Below are 17322 nucleotides of genomic sequence, written 5' to 3' on the forward strand. Positions count from 1 at the left end.
AAAAAAATAAAATTGTTTTTCAAAAAAGAAATTTTATTATATCGATAAATAACAATGATATGAAAAATGATAATTCGATAATATCAAATATCGAGTATCATTATAATTATCGATATAAAATATTACTCCTTAAATGAGTTAATTTTTATATAGATTATTTTAAAAGACAAATGATGATAAAATGATGAGTTAAAAAAGAAAGTTAATTATTTTATGATTTTTCTTTTTTTAAATATCTTTTATAATCAGGACGTAACTTTTTCACCCAATAACCTTATTTAGTTTTCGTTAAAAAGGATTAAAGATATTTTAAATCTTCTTCGCGATAATAGATGATGTTTAACACTTTCTTATAGTTAGTTTTCATGGGTTTATTATATTTATCTCGCTTTTGAAAATCTAATTGATATAATTGTAAAGTTTCTAATTTATTGACATCAATTTTCCCAATTAATTCTTTAAGTTAATTTTTAGTTTCGTTTTGATAATTGATTTGAAAAAGAGGATAGAGGTTTTTAAGAGGGTTATTTTTGGCTTTTAAGAGGTATTAAATCTTGAAAGTAATAGTTTAACTTGGATTTGAGAATATTGACGATGGTAATAGTTAATTCCGTTTAACCCATCAAAGGTATAGTGACATTCTATTTTAGTTTCATCTTTGGGTTTATCTAAATATTGGTTGAATCCTTGACGCCGTTGGGCGTATTGATTTTAACAATCTGCTTGGCGTTATTTCACTTGGTGATGATCAGGTTTCATTTTTAATTTTAATTTTAAGACTTCTTAAATATCCGAAGGCAACATGATACTTCATGGATTTCAGGTTTTTGTTGAGTACATTTAGCCGTTTTTTGTAAGCTTCTTCGATGATAGTGGTTAAATCACGATTAGAGGGGTTTTTACCTTGACATAATTGGGTAATATCTTTTAAAGCTAAAAAAGTATGATAACTAATTTGATAAGTAATGATAATATGTTTTAAATAACCTTCGATTTCATTATCTTTTAAATTACCGATATAGATTTCTTTACTGAAACGACTGCGTAAAGCGGAATCAATTTTATAAAAGTTATTAGTAGCTCCCATTAAGACAATTTTTTTATTACTACTATTAAACCCATCTAATTTATCTAATAAAGTATTGATAACATTAACTCCTCCTGAAGAAATGTTGGAATCATTATGATTTTCTAATCCTTCGATTTCATCAATAAAGATAATCTTTTTATCATGATTTTCGGCTTCTTGCCAAACTTTATCAACTTCTTTTTCCCCTTCGCCGACTATATTTTTGTGGGAATTTAGCAGGAATTAAATTAATAAAGTGAACATTAGCTTACCCACAAAGCGCTTTGATTAAAAAGGTTTTCCTTGCTCCTGGCGGACCATAAAGTAAATAACCTTTCGAACGGACTTGATCGAAGTTAATTAAGGATTGATTCGTGCGAAAATAAGTTAATAAATCTTCTAATTCTTCTTTTTCACTTTCCATGCCGTAAACGTCTTTGAATGTCACTTGTTTTTTATTATGAGAAAGAGGTTTGTTTTCTTTTAAATGATTTAATTGGATAGTTAAATTTTTCTTTTGTTTTTCAAAAGCGAATTTTTAATCAGTTAAAAAAAGTTGAAAATCATTTAAATTTTTTAATTCAGTTTGATTTTTTTGATATTCTTTTTGCGTTTTTAATTCTTCAATTCTTTTTTGATTAGCTTCGACATAATTTAAGGGCTTGATTTAATTGAGAAATTTGTTGTTGGAGGTTTTCTTGGGTTTGAAGTTGGGTTTTTTCTTGCGCTAATTTTTCTAATTCTTCTTGTTTTTCTTTTTGATTTTGGTTTAACGCTTTCCTTTGTTCTAATAAATTATTGACTAAGGTTTGTTGGGTTTGTTGTTGATTTTTCAGTTCCGTTAATTGTTGTTGTTTTTGGGATTTGATTGACGGATTTAATTGAGGGTTATTAGTTAATTCAGTTTGCAGAGTTTTAATTTTAGTAATAATTTCAGTTAAAGTTTTGACATTTTCATCAATTTGATTTTTTAAGGTTTGATCTTGTTGTTGGAGTTCTTGGATTTTGGCTTGTTCTAATTTGATTTGGTTGTCGATCTCTTGTTGTTGTGTTGATGGAGGTTGATTAGTTAATGTTGGATTTTTAGTTGATGGGTGAGAATTAATAAAGTCAAAAATTAATAAAATCAAGAAACTTAAACTTAATAATCCTATCAAACTCAAATAAATTTTTTTATTTAATGACATAGATAACCTCCTTTCTTAGGTTGTTTAATTTACTACTTTTTTTCTTTGGTTGGTTTATTATTGTTATCTTTTTTGGGTTTTTCTTGGAAGTTGAAAAAGATAATCAAGAAAGTAATTAAAAAACTAATGATTGAAACAATCCTACAAAGGATTTGGGCTGATTGGTTTTCCATTTTTGACCTCTTTTTTTATTTTAAAATTAAAGTTTTAACTTTGTCTTTGATGGTTTTTGAAAGTTTGAAAGTGACTACTGTTTTGGGAGGGATTTTTAATTTTTTCTTTGTTTTAGGGTTTCTACCGATGTAGGCTTTTCTTGATTTTAATTTAAATTTGCCTATTTTAGGAAATAAAACTACTTCTTCGTTCTTAGTGATAGCGTTGATTAAATTATTTTCGCAGATATTATAAAATTCTTCAGTTTTAGTTACGGAAGTTTTGTTAGCTAAAGCGATTTTTTTAATTAATTCTTTTTTTGTCATAGTTATTTTGTTCCTTTATTTATGAATCTATTTTTTTAAAAAGGTAAAGTTTCTTGAGGTTTATTGTATAAAAAGATCACATTTTGAAGAATAACTTTAGTGTTAATTTTAGTTTGACCTTCCATATTTTATTTTTCCTTATTTTTAATATATATTCTTTTTTATTTATTCATCAATAAAACTTTTGAAAACGAATGTATTTAACGACTATCTGATTTGTTGATATTGGAATCGTTTATTACTATTGTTTCAAAAATTTTATGCTTGGTTTTGATATAAAAAAAGATTACTTTGAAAGTAATCTTGTTTCTGTTTAAATTAAAATTTTATTTTTTTAATAATTGATCGATTCACGGAAAGCGGAATTTTTCCGTTAACTCAGTTATCTTACACTTGGTGTAACTGTTACCTTATGTACGTTATGGGACTTTAAATTTCCACCCATCCTCTTGGTCTAACGTCAAAGACTTATAGTTTAACGTCATTACGGACGAGCGATAGGTTTTAACGTTTTTTTTGTTTTTTTTAATTTTTTTGATAGCGATGTTTTTAATATTTTCTATTTGTTTTAAAGATAAATTTAACATTTGAGCTATTTCGGGATTAGAATAATGAGTTTGATAATCTTAATTGATATTCCCTAAAAGAACACCAAAACTTAAATGGATAATTTTGAATTCGTTTTCGCTTAATTTAGCTTTCATTTTTTTTAAAAAAATTTCATGATTAACTTGTTTTAAACATAATTGATGAGGGTTTAAAGAATATGGAATGAAAGGATCATGATATGATTTTCTGAAAAATTTGGTAAACAGGTAAATTTAGTGATTTTACGAATAACTTCGTTAATCGCTTTCTTAATATGTGGTTTAGCATAAGCCAAAAAATCATAACCAAAATCTTCATAATTATTGAGGGCTTTAATTAATCCTAAAACTCCTTCTTGCACTAAATCTGCTCATGTTAAACAACGAGGATAATATTTAAAAAAACGGGCAATTTGTTGTACTAAAGGTAAATGTAATGTTATTAATTGTTCGCGTAACTTAAAATTATTTTTATCTTTTAAAAAAAGTAAAAATAATGTTTTTCTATTCATTAGTTTCCTTTCTAAAAATATTTTTAGAAAAGTTGAAAATTAACTTTTTATTCTTTTTAAAAAAATAAAAAGACCAACTGATAAAAAGTTGATCTTTATGATTATTAATAAATTATTTAGTTGTGATACTTTTAGGGTACAGTGCGTGTAAAAGTAAAAGACAACAAATTATAAATAATGTAGTTGATTCCTCTAAAGAGAACATTTAAAAAAATCTCCTTTATATTTTATGTTTTTATTAAAAACGCCTAATGTAACATAATTATATAGGTTTTTGATTAAAGGTTTTTGATTAAAATGAAACAAGTTATATTTATATTTTGTTAAATATAAATATGATTTATTGATATTTCAATTTTTTTAATAATATTCTTAAGAAATAATTTTAAACAAATAAAAATATTTATATTTGAAAATTATTATAAATATAATATAAATTTTAAAAAAATATTAAATAAAAAAAACTTGTAATAAGTATAAATTAATATAAATAAATTATGATTAAAATTAAAAAAAATGTATTAAATTTTTACATAAAAATTTATAAAATAAAAAAATAATTATTAATTAATGTAAAAACAGTATATAATGATGTAAAAATAATATATAATGAAAATGATTTTAATTTTAAAAATTATATAAAGAATATAAATTCAAAATTTGAGTTTATTTAAAAAATTTATTTATAAAAATATATTTTCTTGTTCAATAACATATTGAAAATTAAATCAAATAGTTATTTTGTAAATGATTTCTTTTTTGAATGGATTGAATGGAGAATGGAGAATAAATAAAATGAAATTTTCTTTTTTAAAAAAAAAAACCAAATTTATTTATTATTTTTTATTTTTTTTAATAATTATGTTATTAATTTATTTTATTTATAATTTTTACATAAATTTAAACAAATCAAGTAAAGATCAAAAAACTAATCTAGAATTCTTAAATAAAAATCTTTTAAATAAAAACAACGAAATTCAAAAACTTCAAGAAAAAATTCAAGATAAAAAAACTAATCTAGAAACCTTAAATCAAAATCTTTTTCATAAAGAAAAAGAAATTCAAGATCAAAAAACTAATCTAGAATCCTTAAATAAAAATCTTTTAAATAAAAACAACGAAATTCAAAAACTTCAAGAAAAAATTCAAGATCAAAAAACTAATCTAGAATCCTTAAATAAAAATCTTTTAAATAAAAACAACGAAATTCAAAAACTTCAAGAAAAAATTCAAGATCAAAAAACTAATCTAGAATCCTTAAATAAAAATCTTTTAAATAAAAACAACGAAATTCCAAAACTTCAAGAAAAAATTCAAGATCAAAAAAATAATCTAGAATCCTTAAATCAAAATCTTTTTAACAAAGAAAAAGAAATTCAAGATCAAAAAACTAATCTAGAATCCTTAAATAAAAATCTTTTAAATAAAAACAACGAAATTCAAAAACTTAAAGAAGAAATTAAAAATTTAAATAATAATATTGAAAAAAATTTTATAGAAGATATAAATAGAAGATATAAAGAAATTAAAGAAATTAAAGTTAAAAGAGGAGGACTTAATGTTCACCATATTTTTGTAAATAATATTGAAGAATCTCGAAAAGAAGTATTGAAAAAAAATGAAAATTTTAAATTTAATGATTTTTATTATAAAAATAATCATCCAAGATATAATTTAAATTTTGATTCATTTAATGATAATTGTATTAAAAATCCGCCCCAAGGTTTAATTTCTATTAATTTTGACGGTGGTATTAGAAAACCAAGTAGCAAAGAAACATTAGACATAAATGAACATATTTATACTTATGATTATCTTGCTTCTGATGGCGGAGGAGCTCCTAATGTTTATATTTGTTGGTTTAATACATATATAGTAGATATTATAAATAAATATATCATCCCTTTTCAAAATAATATAATTTCAATAACCGTTAATAGATTATATTTTAATTTGATTTAAAGAGAATTTATTTTTAGTTATTTCAGAATTCGATTTTATTGGTTTAAATTTAAATAGAAATAAGACAAAATGGGTAATATTTTATATTTTTCTAAAAATTATATTATGAAATATACTAATTTATTTTATGGACTTTTTGTTGTTATTTTTTTAACTATCTTTTCTTTTAATTTGATAAGAAAGGATTTAAATTAATTATTTTAAAAATAATCAAAAAAATTAAATTTTTAAATTATTTAAAAAGGAAATAATTATGATTAAAAAAAGAAAAAAATCAAAAAATTTTTAACTAATAAAATTTTTATAATTAGCTTTGTTACAATTCTATTAATTATAATAGGATTAGTAGTATATTTTAATAAAAAAAAGATAATGTTGTTATAACTTTAGGTGAAGATATAAAAGAATTTGATCCTTGTAAAACAGAAAATACAACAAAAGCATATGGCGATATTTATTTTAATATGGTGCATGATAAACTTTTGATACGAGACGAAAACAAAAAATTAAAACCTCAATTATTAAAAGAAACTACTACAAAAACAGGAAAAATATTAAATTGTGAATTAAAAAATAATATTTTCTTTCATAATGATGAGAAAATGACAACTAAAGATGTTATTTTTACAATAAACAGAGGAAAACAAAAAGGACATGATCAATTTAAAAAAATAGAAAACATAGAAAAAATAGATAATCTAAAATTTACAATTACATTAAAAGAAGATGTTGCATATTGGACTTTTCCTTTTACTCAAATAATTAGAATAATTAATAAAAAAGAAAATGAAAAAACAAATTAGAAGGAGTAAAAATAGGAACTGGTGCTTATAAATTAAAAAAATATAAACCAAATCAAGAATTACAATTGTAACTTTGCAAAAAATATCATGATAAAAATATTGTCAAAAATTCTCCTAAAAAAATTAAATTCAAAATATCTAAAGATGATAATGTTCTTTTACAACAATTAGAAAGAAAAGAAATCGATGAAATACTTTTTTCATACCAAAATACACAAATTAAAGATTTAAATAAAGATTTAAATAAAAATAAATATAAAAATATTAAAACACGAAACAGCTAGTCAAAGTTATATTCATTTTAATAAATACAAAAATGAGGAAAAAGTAAGTAAAATCATTTCAAAATATTTAGATATACAAAAAATAATAAAAGAATTATAATTACCCAAATCAAATTGAAAAATCTGCACTTCATAATTCATTAATCGGTAATAATCTTAATATAAATTATCATAAACATGATATACTTCAGCTAAAAAAGAATTTGAAAAATTAGACCCAGAAGATAAAAAATTAACAATTAGATGTGGTAAAAAATCACCATTTATAAAAAAAATAATAGAAAAATTAAAATATATTGATTTCGAAATAGATTTAAAAGAACCTAATTTCAATCAAATGATGAAATATTCAACAAAATTAAATAATTCTAATTATAATTTTATTTTTTTATCAGAAAATTTTGAAATGAAATACGATCATAAATATATCAAAGATTATTTCAAGACCAAACAACAAAAGTAATTTTTTTGGCATTGATGAACATAATAAAAAGGACATCGAAGATAAATTAGAACAAGCTAAAACATAAACTGAATTAACAAAATATAAATCACTATTACAAGAAATAAAAACATATTTATATGAAAAAAGTTATTTATTTCCATTAATGTCAGTAAAATCATTTATTTTAGTTAATAAAGAAATAAAAAAGTTTTTGAACAAGATACATTTAGTAAATTTTATAATATGAGATCAATTGAATATAAAAAAAATAATAAATATTAAAATTAAAAAAATAATTTTTATTTTTTTTGAAATAATAAATTAACTCTTTTACCATATTCTTCAGGTAATTGTAAAAAAAATTCATTTTTTAATTCAAATTGATAAATTTGTGTTATATCTTGAAATTCTGCTTTATAATTAGGACCTTTCATTGCCATAAAATAACTTTTATCTTTAGTAACAAAAGAAGCTAATTTTAAAATTAAATTTAATTTTCCTAAAGCTCTCGTAATAACAAAATCATATTTCTTTTTGTGCTTTTCAATTTTTTCTTTAAAAACAAAAACATTTGTTAAATCTAAATGTTTAATTAATAATTCTAAAAAATTAATTTTTTTTGAAGAAAAATCAATTAAAAAAACTTTTAAATTAGGATATAAAATTTTTAAAGGAATACCAGGAAAACCAGCTCCTGTTCCTAAATCACATAAACTATTTATTTGTTCAAAATTAAAAGTTTTAGAAATTAATAAAGAATCATAAAAATGCTTAAAATAAATATCTTTTTGATTAACTAAAGAAGTTAAATTAGTTTTTTTATTATAATTAGTTAAAAATAAATAATATTCTTGAAATTGATTTAATTGAAAATCACTTAAAGCAAAATCTTTTTTTAATCTATCAAGAGGCATTTTTATATTTTCGTAAATAAACATTTAAAATAGATATATCTACAGGATTAACTCCTGAAATTCTTAATGCTTGACCTAAATTATTAGGTTTAATTAATGTTAATTTTTCTTTAGCTTCCATAGATAAATTATTAATCTTATTATAATCAATTTCTAAAGGTATTTTTCTTATTTCTAAATTTAAATTTTTTTGAACTTCTTTTTCTACTTTTAAAATATAATCTTCATATTTTATTTGTATATCTGTTTGTTCTAAAACTTCTTGATCATATTTTTTATCAATAAAAAAATCTATAATATTAATATTTAATTCTTTTCTTTTTAATAATTTATATAAAGTACTTTTTTCTTTAATTGAAGAATTATGTTTTTCTAAAAAACTTAAATTTTTTTTATTAGGTAATACAATAAAATTTTTTAATTCTTCTTTCAAATTTTCAATATCAGAACGTTTCTTTTCCACTTTATTATAAACTTTTTCATCTATCAACCCTATTTGATATCCATAAGGAGTTAATCTTAAATCAGCATTATCATGTCTTAAAAATAAACGAAATTCAGATCTAGAAGTTAACAAACGATAAGGATCTGAAACTCCTTTATTAATCAAATCATCAATTAAAACTCCAATGTAAGCTTCATTTCTTTTTAAAATTAAACTTTCTTTATTTTCAATTTTAAGACTGGCATTGATTCCAGCCATTAAACCCTGACAAGCTGCCTCTTCATAACCACTAGTTCCATTTATCTGACCAGCAAAAAATAAATTTTCAATTTTTTTTGTTTCTAAATTATAGTTTAGTTGATTAGGATTAAAAGCATCATATTCAATAGCATAAGCATATTTAGTAATTACTGCTTTTTCTAATGCAGGAATTGTTTTTAAAATTTTTTCTTGAACTTCTTTAGGCATACTTGTAGAAAGACCTTGAAGATACATTTCGTCTAATTCTAAACTTTCTGGTTCAATAAAAATTTGATGACTTTCTTTATCACAAAAACGAACAATTTTATCTTCGATAGAAGGACAATAACGTGGACCTTTTCCTTCTACATGTCCTCCATACATAGCTGATTTTTTTAAATTTTTTTTGATTAATTCATGAGTTTCTTTATTAGTATGTATTAAAAAACAAGGTTCTTGAATACCTAAATCTTTAATAACAGAAGGAAAACTAAAAGTTTGTAAAATACCATCTCCTAATTGAATTTTTGATTTACTATAATCAATGGTATATTTTTTAACTCTTGGAGGTGTTCCTGTTTTTAAACGAATAATTTCAAAACCATATTCCTTTAACTGTTTACTAATACTATAAGTAGTAGGTGTATTATTAGGACCAGAACTAATTTTATTTTTACCAATTAAGATTTTACTAGCTAAATAAGTTCCTGTCGTTAAAATAACTATTTTGCTATTAATAATAGTACCGTCTTTTAATTTAACTCCATGCACTTTATTATATTCTATAATTAAATTATCAACAAAACCTTCTAATAAAGTTAAATTAGGTGTCTTTTTTAAAATTTCCAAAACAATTTTAGGATATTTTATTTTATCTATTTGTGCTCTTAAACTTCTAACAGCAGGGCCTTTAGAAGTATTCAACATTTTAATTTGAATTTGTGATAAATCAGCTACTTTCCCCATTATTCCACCTAAAGCATCTATTTCTCTAACAACAACACCTTTAGCTGGCCCTCCAATAGAAGGATTACATGGTAAAAAAGCTATTTGTTTTAAATTGACTGTGATTAAAACTGTTTTATGATTTTTAGCCAAAGCCAAAGCGGCTTCTACGCCTGCATGACCACCACCAATAACAATACCTTCAAAAATCATTTCTGTTTTTGTTTCTCCTTTTTTTATAAAAACCTTGTTAAAAAATAAAATCAAAAATTATTTTTCTTTTTCATCAAAAAATTCAGAAGAAAACATTCTTTGTTGTTTTGAAATATTTTCAAAAACTTCGACACCTAAAAAAGATTTAATATTTTTCATTGTTTCTTTTAATAATTTTGTTTTATAATTTTGAAAAAAATCTCTTTGTTTAACTTTTGTATAAAAAAACAAAAAAACAAAATTTAGAATAAAAATAATAAAAAAAATTAAATATTGATATTCTATTAAAAAGAAAATTTTTTTAAAATAAAAAAAACAAACAATAAATAAAGAAAAAAAAATGCTTAAAAAATAATATAAAAAATTTTTTCTAATTATTTTAAAACGTTTATATAATAATTTTTGAAGAAAATCCATATAAATAATATTAATTTCTTTTTGATATAAAAGTTCAAATTTAGAATAATAATTTTCATCAACTAAAACTCTATATAAATTATCAACCATACTCCAAACAATATATTGTCTCATATCTAAAAAATAAGAATTATATTCGCTTTGTTTTAAAAAGAAAAATTCAATTTTTTTTTCTTCTCCATTTATATCATATTTTTCACAACGAAAAGGTTTCCCTGAAATAGAATTAAAAATAAAAGGAAAAAGTTTTAATTTACTTCTTTTATTTTTAAAAAAATTCTTCATTTTTTTAATTTTCCCTAATTTTTTATTTTCTTATTTTTTAAAAAAATCTTTTTAAAAATCACCAATCACATGAAATTAAAAATTATGGCTGCTCCAACCAAGTTCTGACCAGATTCATTTTAATTTTATTGAATGGTGATTTTTAAAAAGATTTTTTTAAAAAATCAAAAAAATTTCTTTTCTTTTCTAAGATTAATAAAAAAATTCTTTAAAATATATTCACTTTCTTTCTCAAAAAAATCAGATTTAAAAGATATTTTCGAAATCAAACCTAAATTATTTAAAGAAAAATTATTTTTCAAACCTAGCCTTATATTAGGAGTACTATAATATATTTTTTTCACTCTTACTTGAATTAATGCGCCCATGCACATAATACAAGGTTCTAGAGTTGTATACACTATTATATCATTAAATCTATAATTTTTAAATTTTTTATTTAATTTTTTTAAAATTAAAAATTCAGCATGACCAAAAAAAATTTTCTTTTTTTCAACATCATTATGTGCTCTAGCAATAACTTTATCATTTAAAACAGCTACAGCGCCAACAGGAACTTCGCCTTTTAAAAAAGCTTTTTGAGCTTCTTTAAAAGCTTCTCTCATATAAAAAAATTCTTTTGGTTTCATAATAATCTTCTTTTTAAAAAATTAATTAATAAATTCATGACATTTTCTGCAACGCGGTTCATGATAATTTTTTTCACCTACTAAAACAATAGGATCAGTAGATTTAGGAATTGAACCATCGACTATTCTTTGAGTCCTATTTGCTTCTTTACCACAAACATTACAAGAAGATTTTAATTTAATAACTTGATCAGCAATTGATAATAAATAATTCATAGATCCGAAAGGTCTTCCGCAAAAATCAAGTTCTAATCCTCCAATGATAATATGCATTCCACAATAAGATAAATTATTTACTATTTCTTCAATTTCTTGATCTAAAAATTGAACCTCATCAATAAACAAAACTTTAACATCTTTTTCTAAAAAATCTAAAATATCTTTACTTTTATTTATTAACAAAGAAGAAATAGTTTTTAAATCATGAGTTATTAATTCTTTTTTTTTAGAATAACGATCATCAATTTTAGGTTTAACAACTAAAACTTTAATTCCTAAAGATTTAAAAAACTTAATTTTTTGAATCAATTTTGTTGTTTTTCCAGAAAACATAGGTCCACAAATGATTTCGATAAAACCTTCTTTTTTAAAAACCATTTTTTATCAAAACCTTTCTTAACCTTATTTCAATTTTTTTTAAAAATAAATTTTTTTTAATTAAGAATTATAACGTTTATTAAATTTATCTATTTGTCCTGCTACAGTTACAAAAACTTGTTTTCCAGTATAAAAAGAATGACAATTAGAACAAATTTCAATTTTCATTTGTTTCATAACTGTTCCAATTTTATGTTTATGACTACAAGTAGCACAAATAACTTCAATCTCATTAAATTCTGGTTGTTTTTTTTTTATTTTCATATATATAAAATTCCTTAAATAATATTTTATATATAATATTACATTCTATATAAAATTATATATAAATTTCTCTTTAAAAATAAAAATAACATAAAAAATAATTTATATTTTATTAATCTAAATAATAATAAACAAATATCACTTTCAATTATAACATTTAAAAATTTAAAAAATAAATTAAAAACTAAAAATTATTTTTTTTATAAATAGGAAATTTATTAACTAATAATAATACTTTTTGTCTTACTTTTTCAATAACCTCTTCATTTTGATAATTATTTAAAATTTCGTCTATTAAATAAGCAACTTCAATAAATTCTTTTTCTTGAAAACCTCTTGTGGTCATTGCTGGAGTTCCTATTCTAATACCACTAGTTTTAAAAACTTTTTCTTTATCAAAAGGAATAACATTTTTATTAACAATAATATTGGCTTTTTGTAAAACTTCAGAAGCTAATTTTCCATTTAAATTAGGATATTTATATTTTAAATCGATTAAAATTAAATGATTTTCAGTTTTACCACTTACTAAACGATGACCTAATTTAACAAAAACATCAGCTAAAGAAAGAGAATTTTTTAATACTTGTTGTTGATAAATATTAAAATTTTCTTGTAAAGCTTCTTCGAAAGCTACTGCTTTAGCAGCGATAACATGCATTAAAGGGCCCCCTTGAATTCCTGGAAAAACACCTTTATTTATTTTTTTCATAACTTCTTCATTATTACTTAAAATAATTCCACCCCTTGGGCCTCTTAGAGTTTTATGAGTAGTCGAAGTAACAACATCTGCTTTAGCTAAAAAAGGACATGGATGTAACTTAGCAACAATTAATCCAGCAATATGAGCTATATCAACCATTAAATAAGCTCCAACTTCATCAGCAATTTCTCTAAATTTTTTAAAATCAATAATTCTAGAATAAGAAGAAGCACCAGCTATAATTAACTTAGGTTTTACCTTATGAGCTATTTCTCTTAATTTTTGATAATCAATTGTTTCTGTTTCTGAAGAAACTCCATAACTATAAGAATAAAAAAATTTACCAGAAAAACTAACATGATGGCCATGAGTTAAATGACCTCCATCATTCAAAGACATACCCAAAATAACATCATAAGGTTTTAATAAAGATTGAAAAACAGCCATATTAGCTTGTGATCCTGAATGTGGTTGAACATTAGCAAATTTAACATTAAATAATTTTTTGACTTTTTCAATTGCTATTTGTTCTATTTCATCTATATATTCACAACCACCATAATATCTTTTTTGTGGATATCCTTCGGCATATTTATTTGTTAAAACACTACCTTGCGCCTCTAAAACCGACTTAGAAACAAAATTTTCAGAAGCAATCAATTCTAAATGTTTTTCTTGTCTTTTTTCTTCTTCTCTAATAATTCTAAAAATTTCAGAATAATTATTTTTTAAAAAATCCATTTTTATTATTAGCTTTCTTAATATAATTTTTTTTGAAATTAAAAATTTTAAATTAAAAAAAATTTAATTTTCTTTTTTTTAAAAACTTTTTTCTTTTTTATTATAAAAAATTATAATTTATCTTTTTTTTAAAAAAATAAATTATTCTTAAAACTAAATTTATTTTAGAAATATTTTTTTAATATTTATTAATATATTCATTAATATCAAAAATATTATATCGATTATTTTTTATTTTTAAAAAATTTAATTCTCTTTTTTATAAAAAATTTTTTATTATAAAATAAAAAATTTTAAAAAATCAAGTTAATTTTTTTAATTTAAAAAAATAATAAAAAAAATTACTAACTTTTTTAAAATATGACTAACTTTTTAAAAAACAACTTTTAATAATAAAAAAATATTCAAAATTAAAGAAAAAAAACTTCTAAAAAAGTGACTAACTTTAATTTAGTCACTTTTTAATTCTAAAATATTTTTTATTTTTTTTCAATTTTTAAAAAAATAAAAATAAATAAAAAATTTACTTATTTAATTATTATTTTTATAAAAATTATCAAAAATATTAAAATAAAAAAGTGAATAAAATACAAAAAAAAGTGACTAACTCTAAAAAAAATGTTACTAAAATACAAAAAAAAGTGAATAAATTTTTTTTAAAAAATTTTTTTTCTTCATTTTTAACAAATAAATAATAATTAATTTTAAAAAATAAAAAAAGTTAGTCATTTTTTTTAACTCTCACCAATAACAATAAATAATTATAAATAAATAATAAATCAAAAAAAATTTTTTTAAAATAATAAAAAATATTAATAATAATTTATTTATTTTTTTTATTATAAATAAGTTATATTAATAATTTTTTATTAAAAAAATAAAAAAAAAAAAAAAAAAAAAAAAAAAAAAAAAAAAAAAAAAAAAAAAAAAAAAAAAAAAAAAAAAAAAAAAAAAAAAAAAAAAAAAAAAAAAAAAAAAAAAAAAAAAAAAATTAAATATTTTAAAAAATTAATTATTTAAAAAATTCTAATTATATATTAACAAGTTTTTAAACCAAGGATTAAAAAATGAAAAATTCAAAAATAAAAATCATATATGATGGTCTTGAAAAAGGAAATATTTATGAATTCGTTAAAAAATTATACGAATTTAAATCAGAAAAAATTCAAGATTTTCAAAATGAAAACGAAAATCTTTTTTTAATAACTAAAACTGTTAAATATGGTGAAATACCTGATACTACTGAAATTTTTTTAAAAAAATATAGTAAATTAATAATTGGTATCGCAGTTTCAGGAAATAAAAATTTTGGATCTAATTTTGCTAAAGCTGGAGATTTAATAGCAAAAAAATTTAATATTCCCTTGGTTTTAAAATTTGAAAATAAAGGATTTGATGAAGATATTAAATATATTAAAAAATGGTTAAACAATTTTACAAAAAATCATAATCATCATTATATTCCTTCATATATAACTTTAAATAATCAAATTATAGATTCCGACGGAAAAATAAAAGACGTCAATAAAGATAAAGAAGCTTTAAAAGCTTATTTTCAAGAAGAAATTAATCCTAAATTAAAAAAATTCTCTACTTTAAAAAATAAAATTGATTTTTTAATTCAAAATGAATATTATGAAGAAGAATTTTTAAAAAAATATTCATGGAAAGAAATCAAAACAATTTATCATTTAGCTTATTCTTTTAATTTTAAATTCGATTCTTTTATCGGTGCTTTTAAATTTTATCATGATTATGCTTTAAAAACACGAGATAAAAATTTTTATTTAGAAACTTATGAAGACCGCTTAGTAATTAACGCTTTATATCATGCTTCTGGTAATTTCAAATTAGCTCAAGAATTAATAAAAAATTTAATGAAACAAAATTTCACTCCTGCAACTCCAACCTTATTAAATACTGGCCGTAAAAAAAGAGGAGAATTCGTTTCTTGTTTTTTATTAGAAGCTGGTGATTCTTTAAACGATATTTCACGTATTATTGAATTCTCAATGCAGTTATCAAAATTAGGTGGTGGAGTTTCTATTAGTTTAAGTAATTTAAGAGCTAAAACAGAAAACATTAAAGGAATGACTAATGCTTGTAAAGGAGTTATTGGAGTAGCGAAACTGTTAGATCATGCTTTTAGATATGCTGATCAAATGGGCCAACGTTTAGGTGCTGGAGCTGTTTATTTAAATGTTTTTCACGCTGATATTGAAGATTTTTTAAATTCTAAAAAATTAAATTCAGATGAAGATGTGCGTATAAAAACCTTATCTTTAGGAGTTGTTATTCCTAATAAAATGATAGAATTAGCACGTAAAAATGAAAAAATGGCTCTTTTTTATCCTCACACTATTTATAAAGAATATCAAATTCATTTTTCAGATATTGGAGTAAATATGGATAAATGGTATCTTATTTTATTAGCTAATCCGAAAGTTCGTAAAAGATTTATTAATCCTCGTGCTTTATTAGAATTAATCGCTCAATTACAAGGTGAATCTGGTTATCCTTATTTAATGTTTTGTGATAATGCAAACGATGTTAATCCTTTAAACGATAAAATTAAATTTTCGAATTTATGTACGGAAATTTTACAACCAACTTTAACTTCTTATTACGCTTCTTATCATGAAAGAGAAAAAGACCATATTGGAATGGACATCTCTTGTAATTTAGCTTCTGGCCATATGGGGAATATGATGAAGAATAAAAATATTAAAGAAACCGTTTTTTCAGCAATGGAAATAATGAATTCGGTTGCTTTAAAAACACAAATTAAACATGTTCCCTCAATTTTCAAAGCTAATCTTTTAAATCGAAGTGTTGGTTTTGGGATTATGGGCCATCATGGTTTTTTAGCAGAACAAATTATTAAATTTGGCAGTAAAGAAAATATAGAATTAATTGATGTTTTTTTTAATATTGTTAATTATTATTCACTTTACCACTCTTGTTTAAAAGCGAAAGAAACTGGAGAAAAGTTTTTTCAATTTGAAAAATCAACTTACGCCAGTGGTGAATATTTCAAAGATAAAAAAGCTATTTATCCAAAAATTCCTAAAATTAAATCTCTTTTTGAAGGAATAGAAATTCCAAGCGATACAGATTGGCTCAATTTAAAAGTGGAAGTAATGCAACATGGAATATATAATTCACATCGCTTAGCAGTAGCACCAAATGGTTCTATTGGTTATATTATGTCCGCCACTCCTTCTTTAACTCCTTTAAAGCAATTAGTAGAAGAAAGAACTTATGGAAATTCTAAAACTTATTTCCCAGCACCTGGATTAGCTGATTATTCTTTTATGTATCAAACTGCTTACAAAATGGATAAATTTAAAATAATTAATGTAATGGCGACAGCTCAAAAACATATCGACCAAGGAATTTCATTTGAATTATGTATTCAATCAAACATTACTACTAGAGAATTATCAAAATACTATTTATACGCTCATCATAAAGGAATTAAAACCTTGTATTACACTAGAACACAAAAATTAAAAGTTTTTGAATGTGTTAGTTGTGGTATTTAGATGAATATTTTTTAAATTATTATTAATAAGAAAATTTTAATAAAATTTTCTGATAA

12 protein-coding genes, 1 other RNA gene and 4 pseudogenes are annotated in these 17322 nt (G+C 21.4%); 3 read left to right on the forward strand and 14 right to left on the reverse strand.

From position 1 onward, the window contains the following. Positions 1-211: 211 nt before the first annotated feature. From RS022_RS04030 to RS022_RS04050, 6 genes and pseudogenes are all read right to left on the reverse strand, one after another. Positions 212-554, reverse strand: a pseudogene (locus RS022_RS04030) (phase variable surface lipoprotein); the annotation flags it as partial. Continuing rightward, positions 538-2256: pseudogene (locus tag RS022_RS04035) on the reverse strand (AAA family ATPase). The pseudogenes RS022_RS04035 and RS022_RS04030, both read right to left, overlap by 17 nt. A 32-nt stretch (positions 2257-2288) precedes the next feature. Then, the gene (locus tag RS022_RS04040; RefSeq protein ID WP_268849872.1) at positions 2289-2429 is read right to left on the reverse strand and encodes a hypothetical protein; all 141 of its coding nucleotides are present in this window, start codon (positions 2427-2429) and stop codon (positions 2289-2291) included. A gap of 15 nt (positions 2430-2444) precedes the next feature. Then, on the reverse strand, positions 2445-2735 hold the full coding sequence (locus RS022_RS04045) for an HU family DNA-binding protein (RefSeq protein WP_268849873.1): 291 nt from the start codon (positions 2733-2735) through the stop codon (positions 2445-2447). Positions 2736-2770: 35 nt separating this feature from the next. Beyond that, positions 2771-2863 (reverse strand): annotated as a pseudogene (locus tag RS022_RS04295) (single-stranded DNA-binding protein); the annotation flags it as partial. A gap of 291 nt (positions 2864-3154) precedes the next feature. Next, positions 3155-3834, reverse strand: a pseudogene (locus RS022_RS04050) (sigma-70 family RNA polymerase sigma factor). A gap of 795 nt (positions 3835-4629) precedes the next feature. On the opposite strand from RS022_RS04050, the gene RS022_RS04055 reads away from it, so the two are divergent. Both RS022_RS04055 and RS022_RS04060 read left to right on the forward strand, forming a co-directional pair. Beyond that, on the forward strand, positions 4630-5796 hold the full coding sequence (locus tag RS022_RS04055; protein WP_268849874.1) for a hypothetical protein: 1167 nt from the start codon (positions 4630-4632) through the stop codon (positions 5794-5796). Positions 5797-6260: 464 nt separating this feature from the next. Next, positions 6261-6599, forward strand: coding sequence for an ABC transporter substrate-binding protein (locus RS022_RS04060; RefSeq protein WP_268849875.1), 339 nt, complete (start codon positions 6261-6263; stop codon positions 6597-6599). A 1028-nt stretch (positions 6600-7627) separates the two neighbouring features. Here the strand turns inward: RS022_RS04060 and rsmG are convergent. The 8 genes from rsmG to glyA all read right to left on the reverse strand — a co-directional run bounded on the left by rsmG (position 7628) and on the right by glyA (position 13721). Next, positions 7628-8266, reverse strand: a complete 639-nt coding sequence (gene rsmG / locus RS022_RS04065) for a 16S rRNA (guanine(527)-N(7))-methyltransferase RsmG (RefSeq protein ID WP_268849876.1) — start codon at positions 8264-8266, stop codon at positions 7628-7630. Beyond that, positions 8232-10085, reverse strand: coding sequence for a tRNA uridine-5-carboxymethylaminomethyl(34) synthesis enzyme MnmG (gene mnmG, locus RS022_RS04070; protein WP_268849877.1), 1854 nt, complete (start codon positions 10083-10085; stop codon positions 8232-8234). The genes rsmG and mnmG overlap by 35 nt, the downstream gene beginning before the upstream one ends. 57 nt (positions 10086-10142) lie before the next feature. After that, entirely contained in the window at positions 10143-10787 is a 645-nt protein-coding gene (locus tag RS022_RS04075) for a hypothetical protein (RefSeq protein WP_268849878.1), read from the reverse strand. Between the two features lie 49 nt (positions 10788-10836). Then, an RNA gene (gene ffs / locus RS022_RS04080) (signal recognition particle sRNA small type) lies at positions 10837-10932 on the reverse strand. Between the two features lie 19 nt (positions 10933-10951). Then, entirely contained in the window at positions 10952-11416 is a 465-nt protein-coding gene (locus tag RS022_RS04085; RefSeq protein ID WP_268849879.1) for a nucleoside deaminase, read from the reverse strand. Between the two features lie 21 nt (positions 11417-11437). Further along, positions 11438-12013, reverse strand: coding sequence for a thymidine kinase (locus tag RS022_RS04090; RefSeq protein ID WP_268849880.1), 576 nt, complete (start codon positions 12011-12013; stop codon positions 11438-11440). 60 nt (positions 12014-12073) lie between these two features. Beyond that, positions 12074-12277, reverse strand: coding sequence for a 50S ribosomal protein L31 (gene rpmE, locus RS022_RS04095; protein ID WP_268849881.1), 204 nt, complete (start codon positions 12275-12277; stop codon positions 12074-12076). Between the two features lie 184 nt (positions 12278-12461). Further along, positions 12462-13721, reverse strand: a complete 1260-nt coding sequence (glyA, locus tag RS022_RS04100; RefSeq protein ID WP_268849882.1) for a serine hydroxymethyltransferase — start codon at positions 13719-13721, stop codon at positions 12462-12464. Between the two features lie 1067 nt (positions 13722-14788). Between glyA and nrdE the strand changes: the two genes are divergently transcribed. Beyond that, positions 14789-17266 carry a class 1b ribonucleoside-diphosphate reductase subunit alpha gene (gene nrdE / locus RS022_RS04105; RefSeq protein ID WP_268849883.1) on the forward strand — a complete coding sequence of 826 codons (2478 nt, stop codon included), beginning with the start codon at positions 14789-14791 and terminating at the stop codon, positions 17264-17266. Positions 17267-17322: the final 56 nt, after the last annotated feature.

The organism is Candidatus Phytoplasma rubi (assembly GCF_026821955.1).
Lineage (GTDB): Bacteria > Bacillota_I > Bacilli_A > Acholeplasmatales > Acholeplasmataceae > Phytoplasma > Phytoplasma vitis.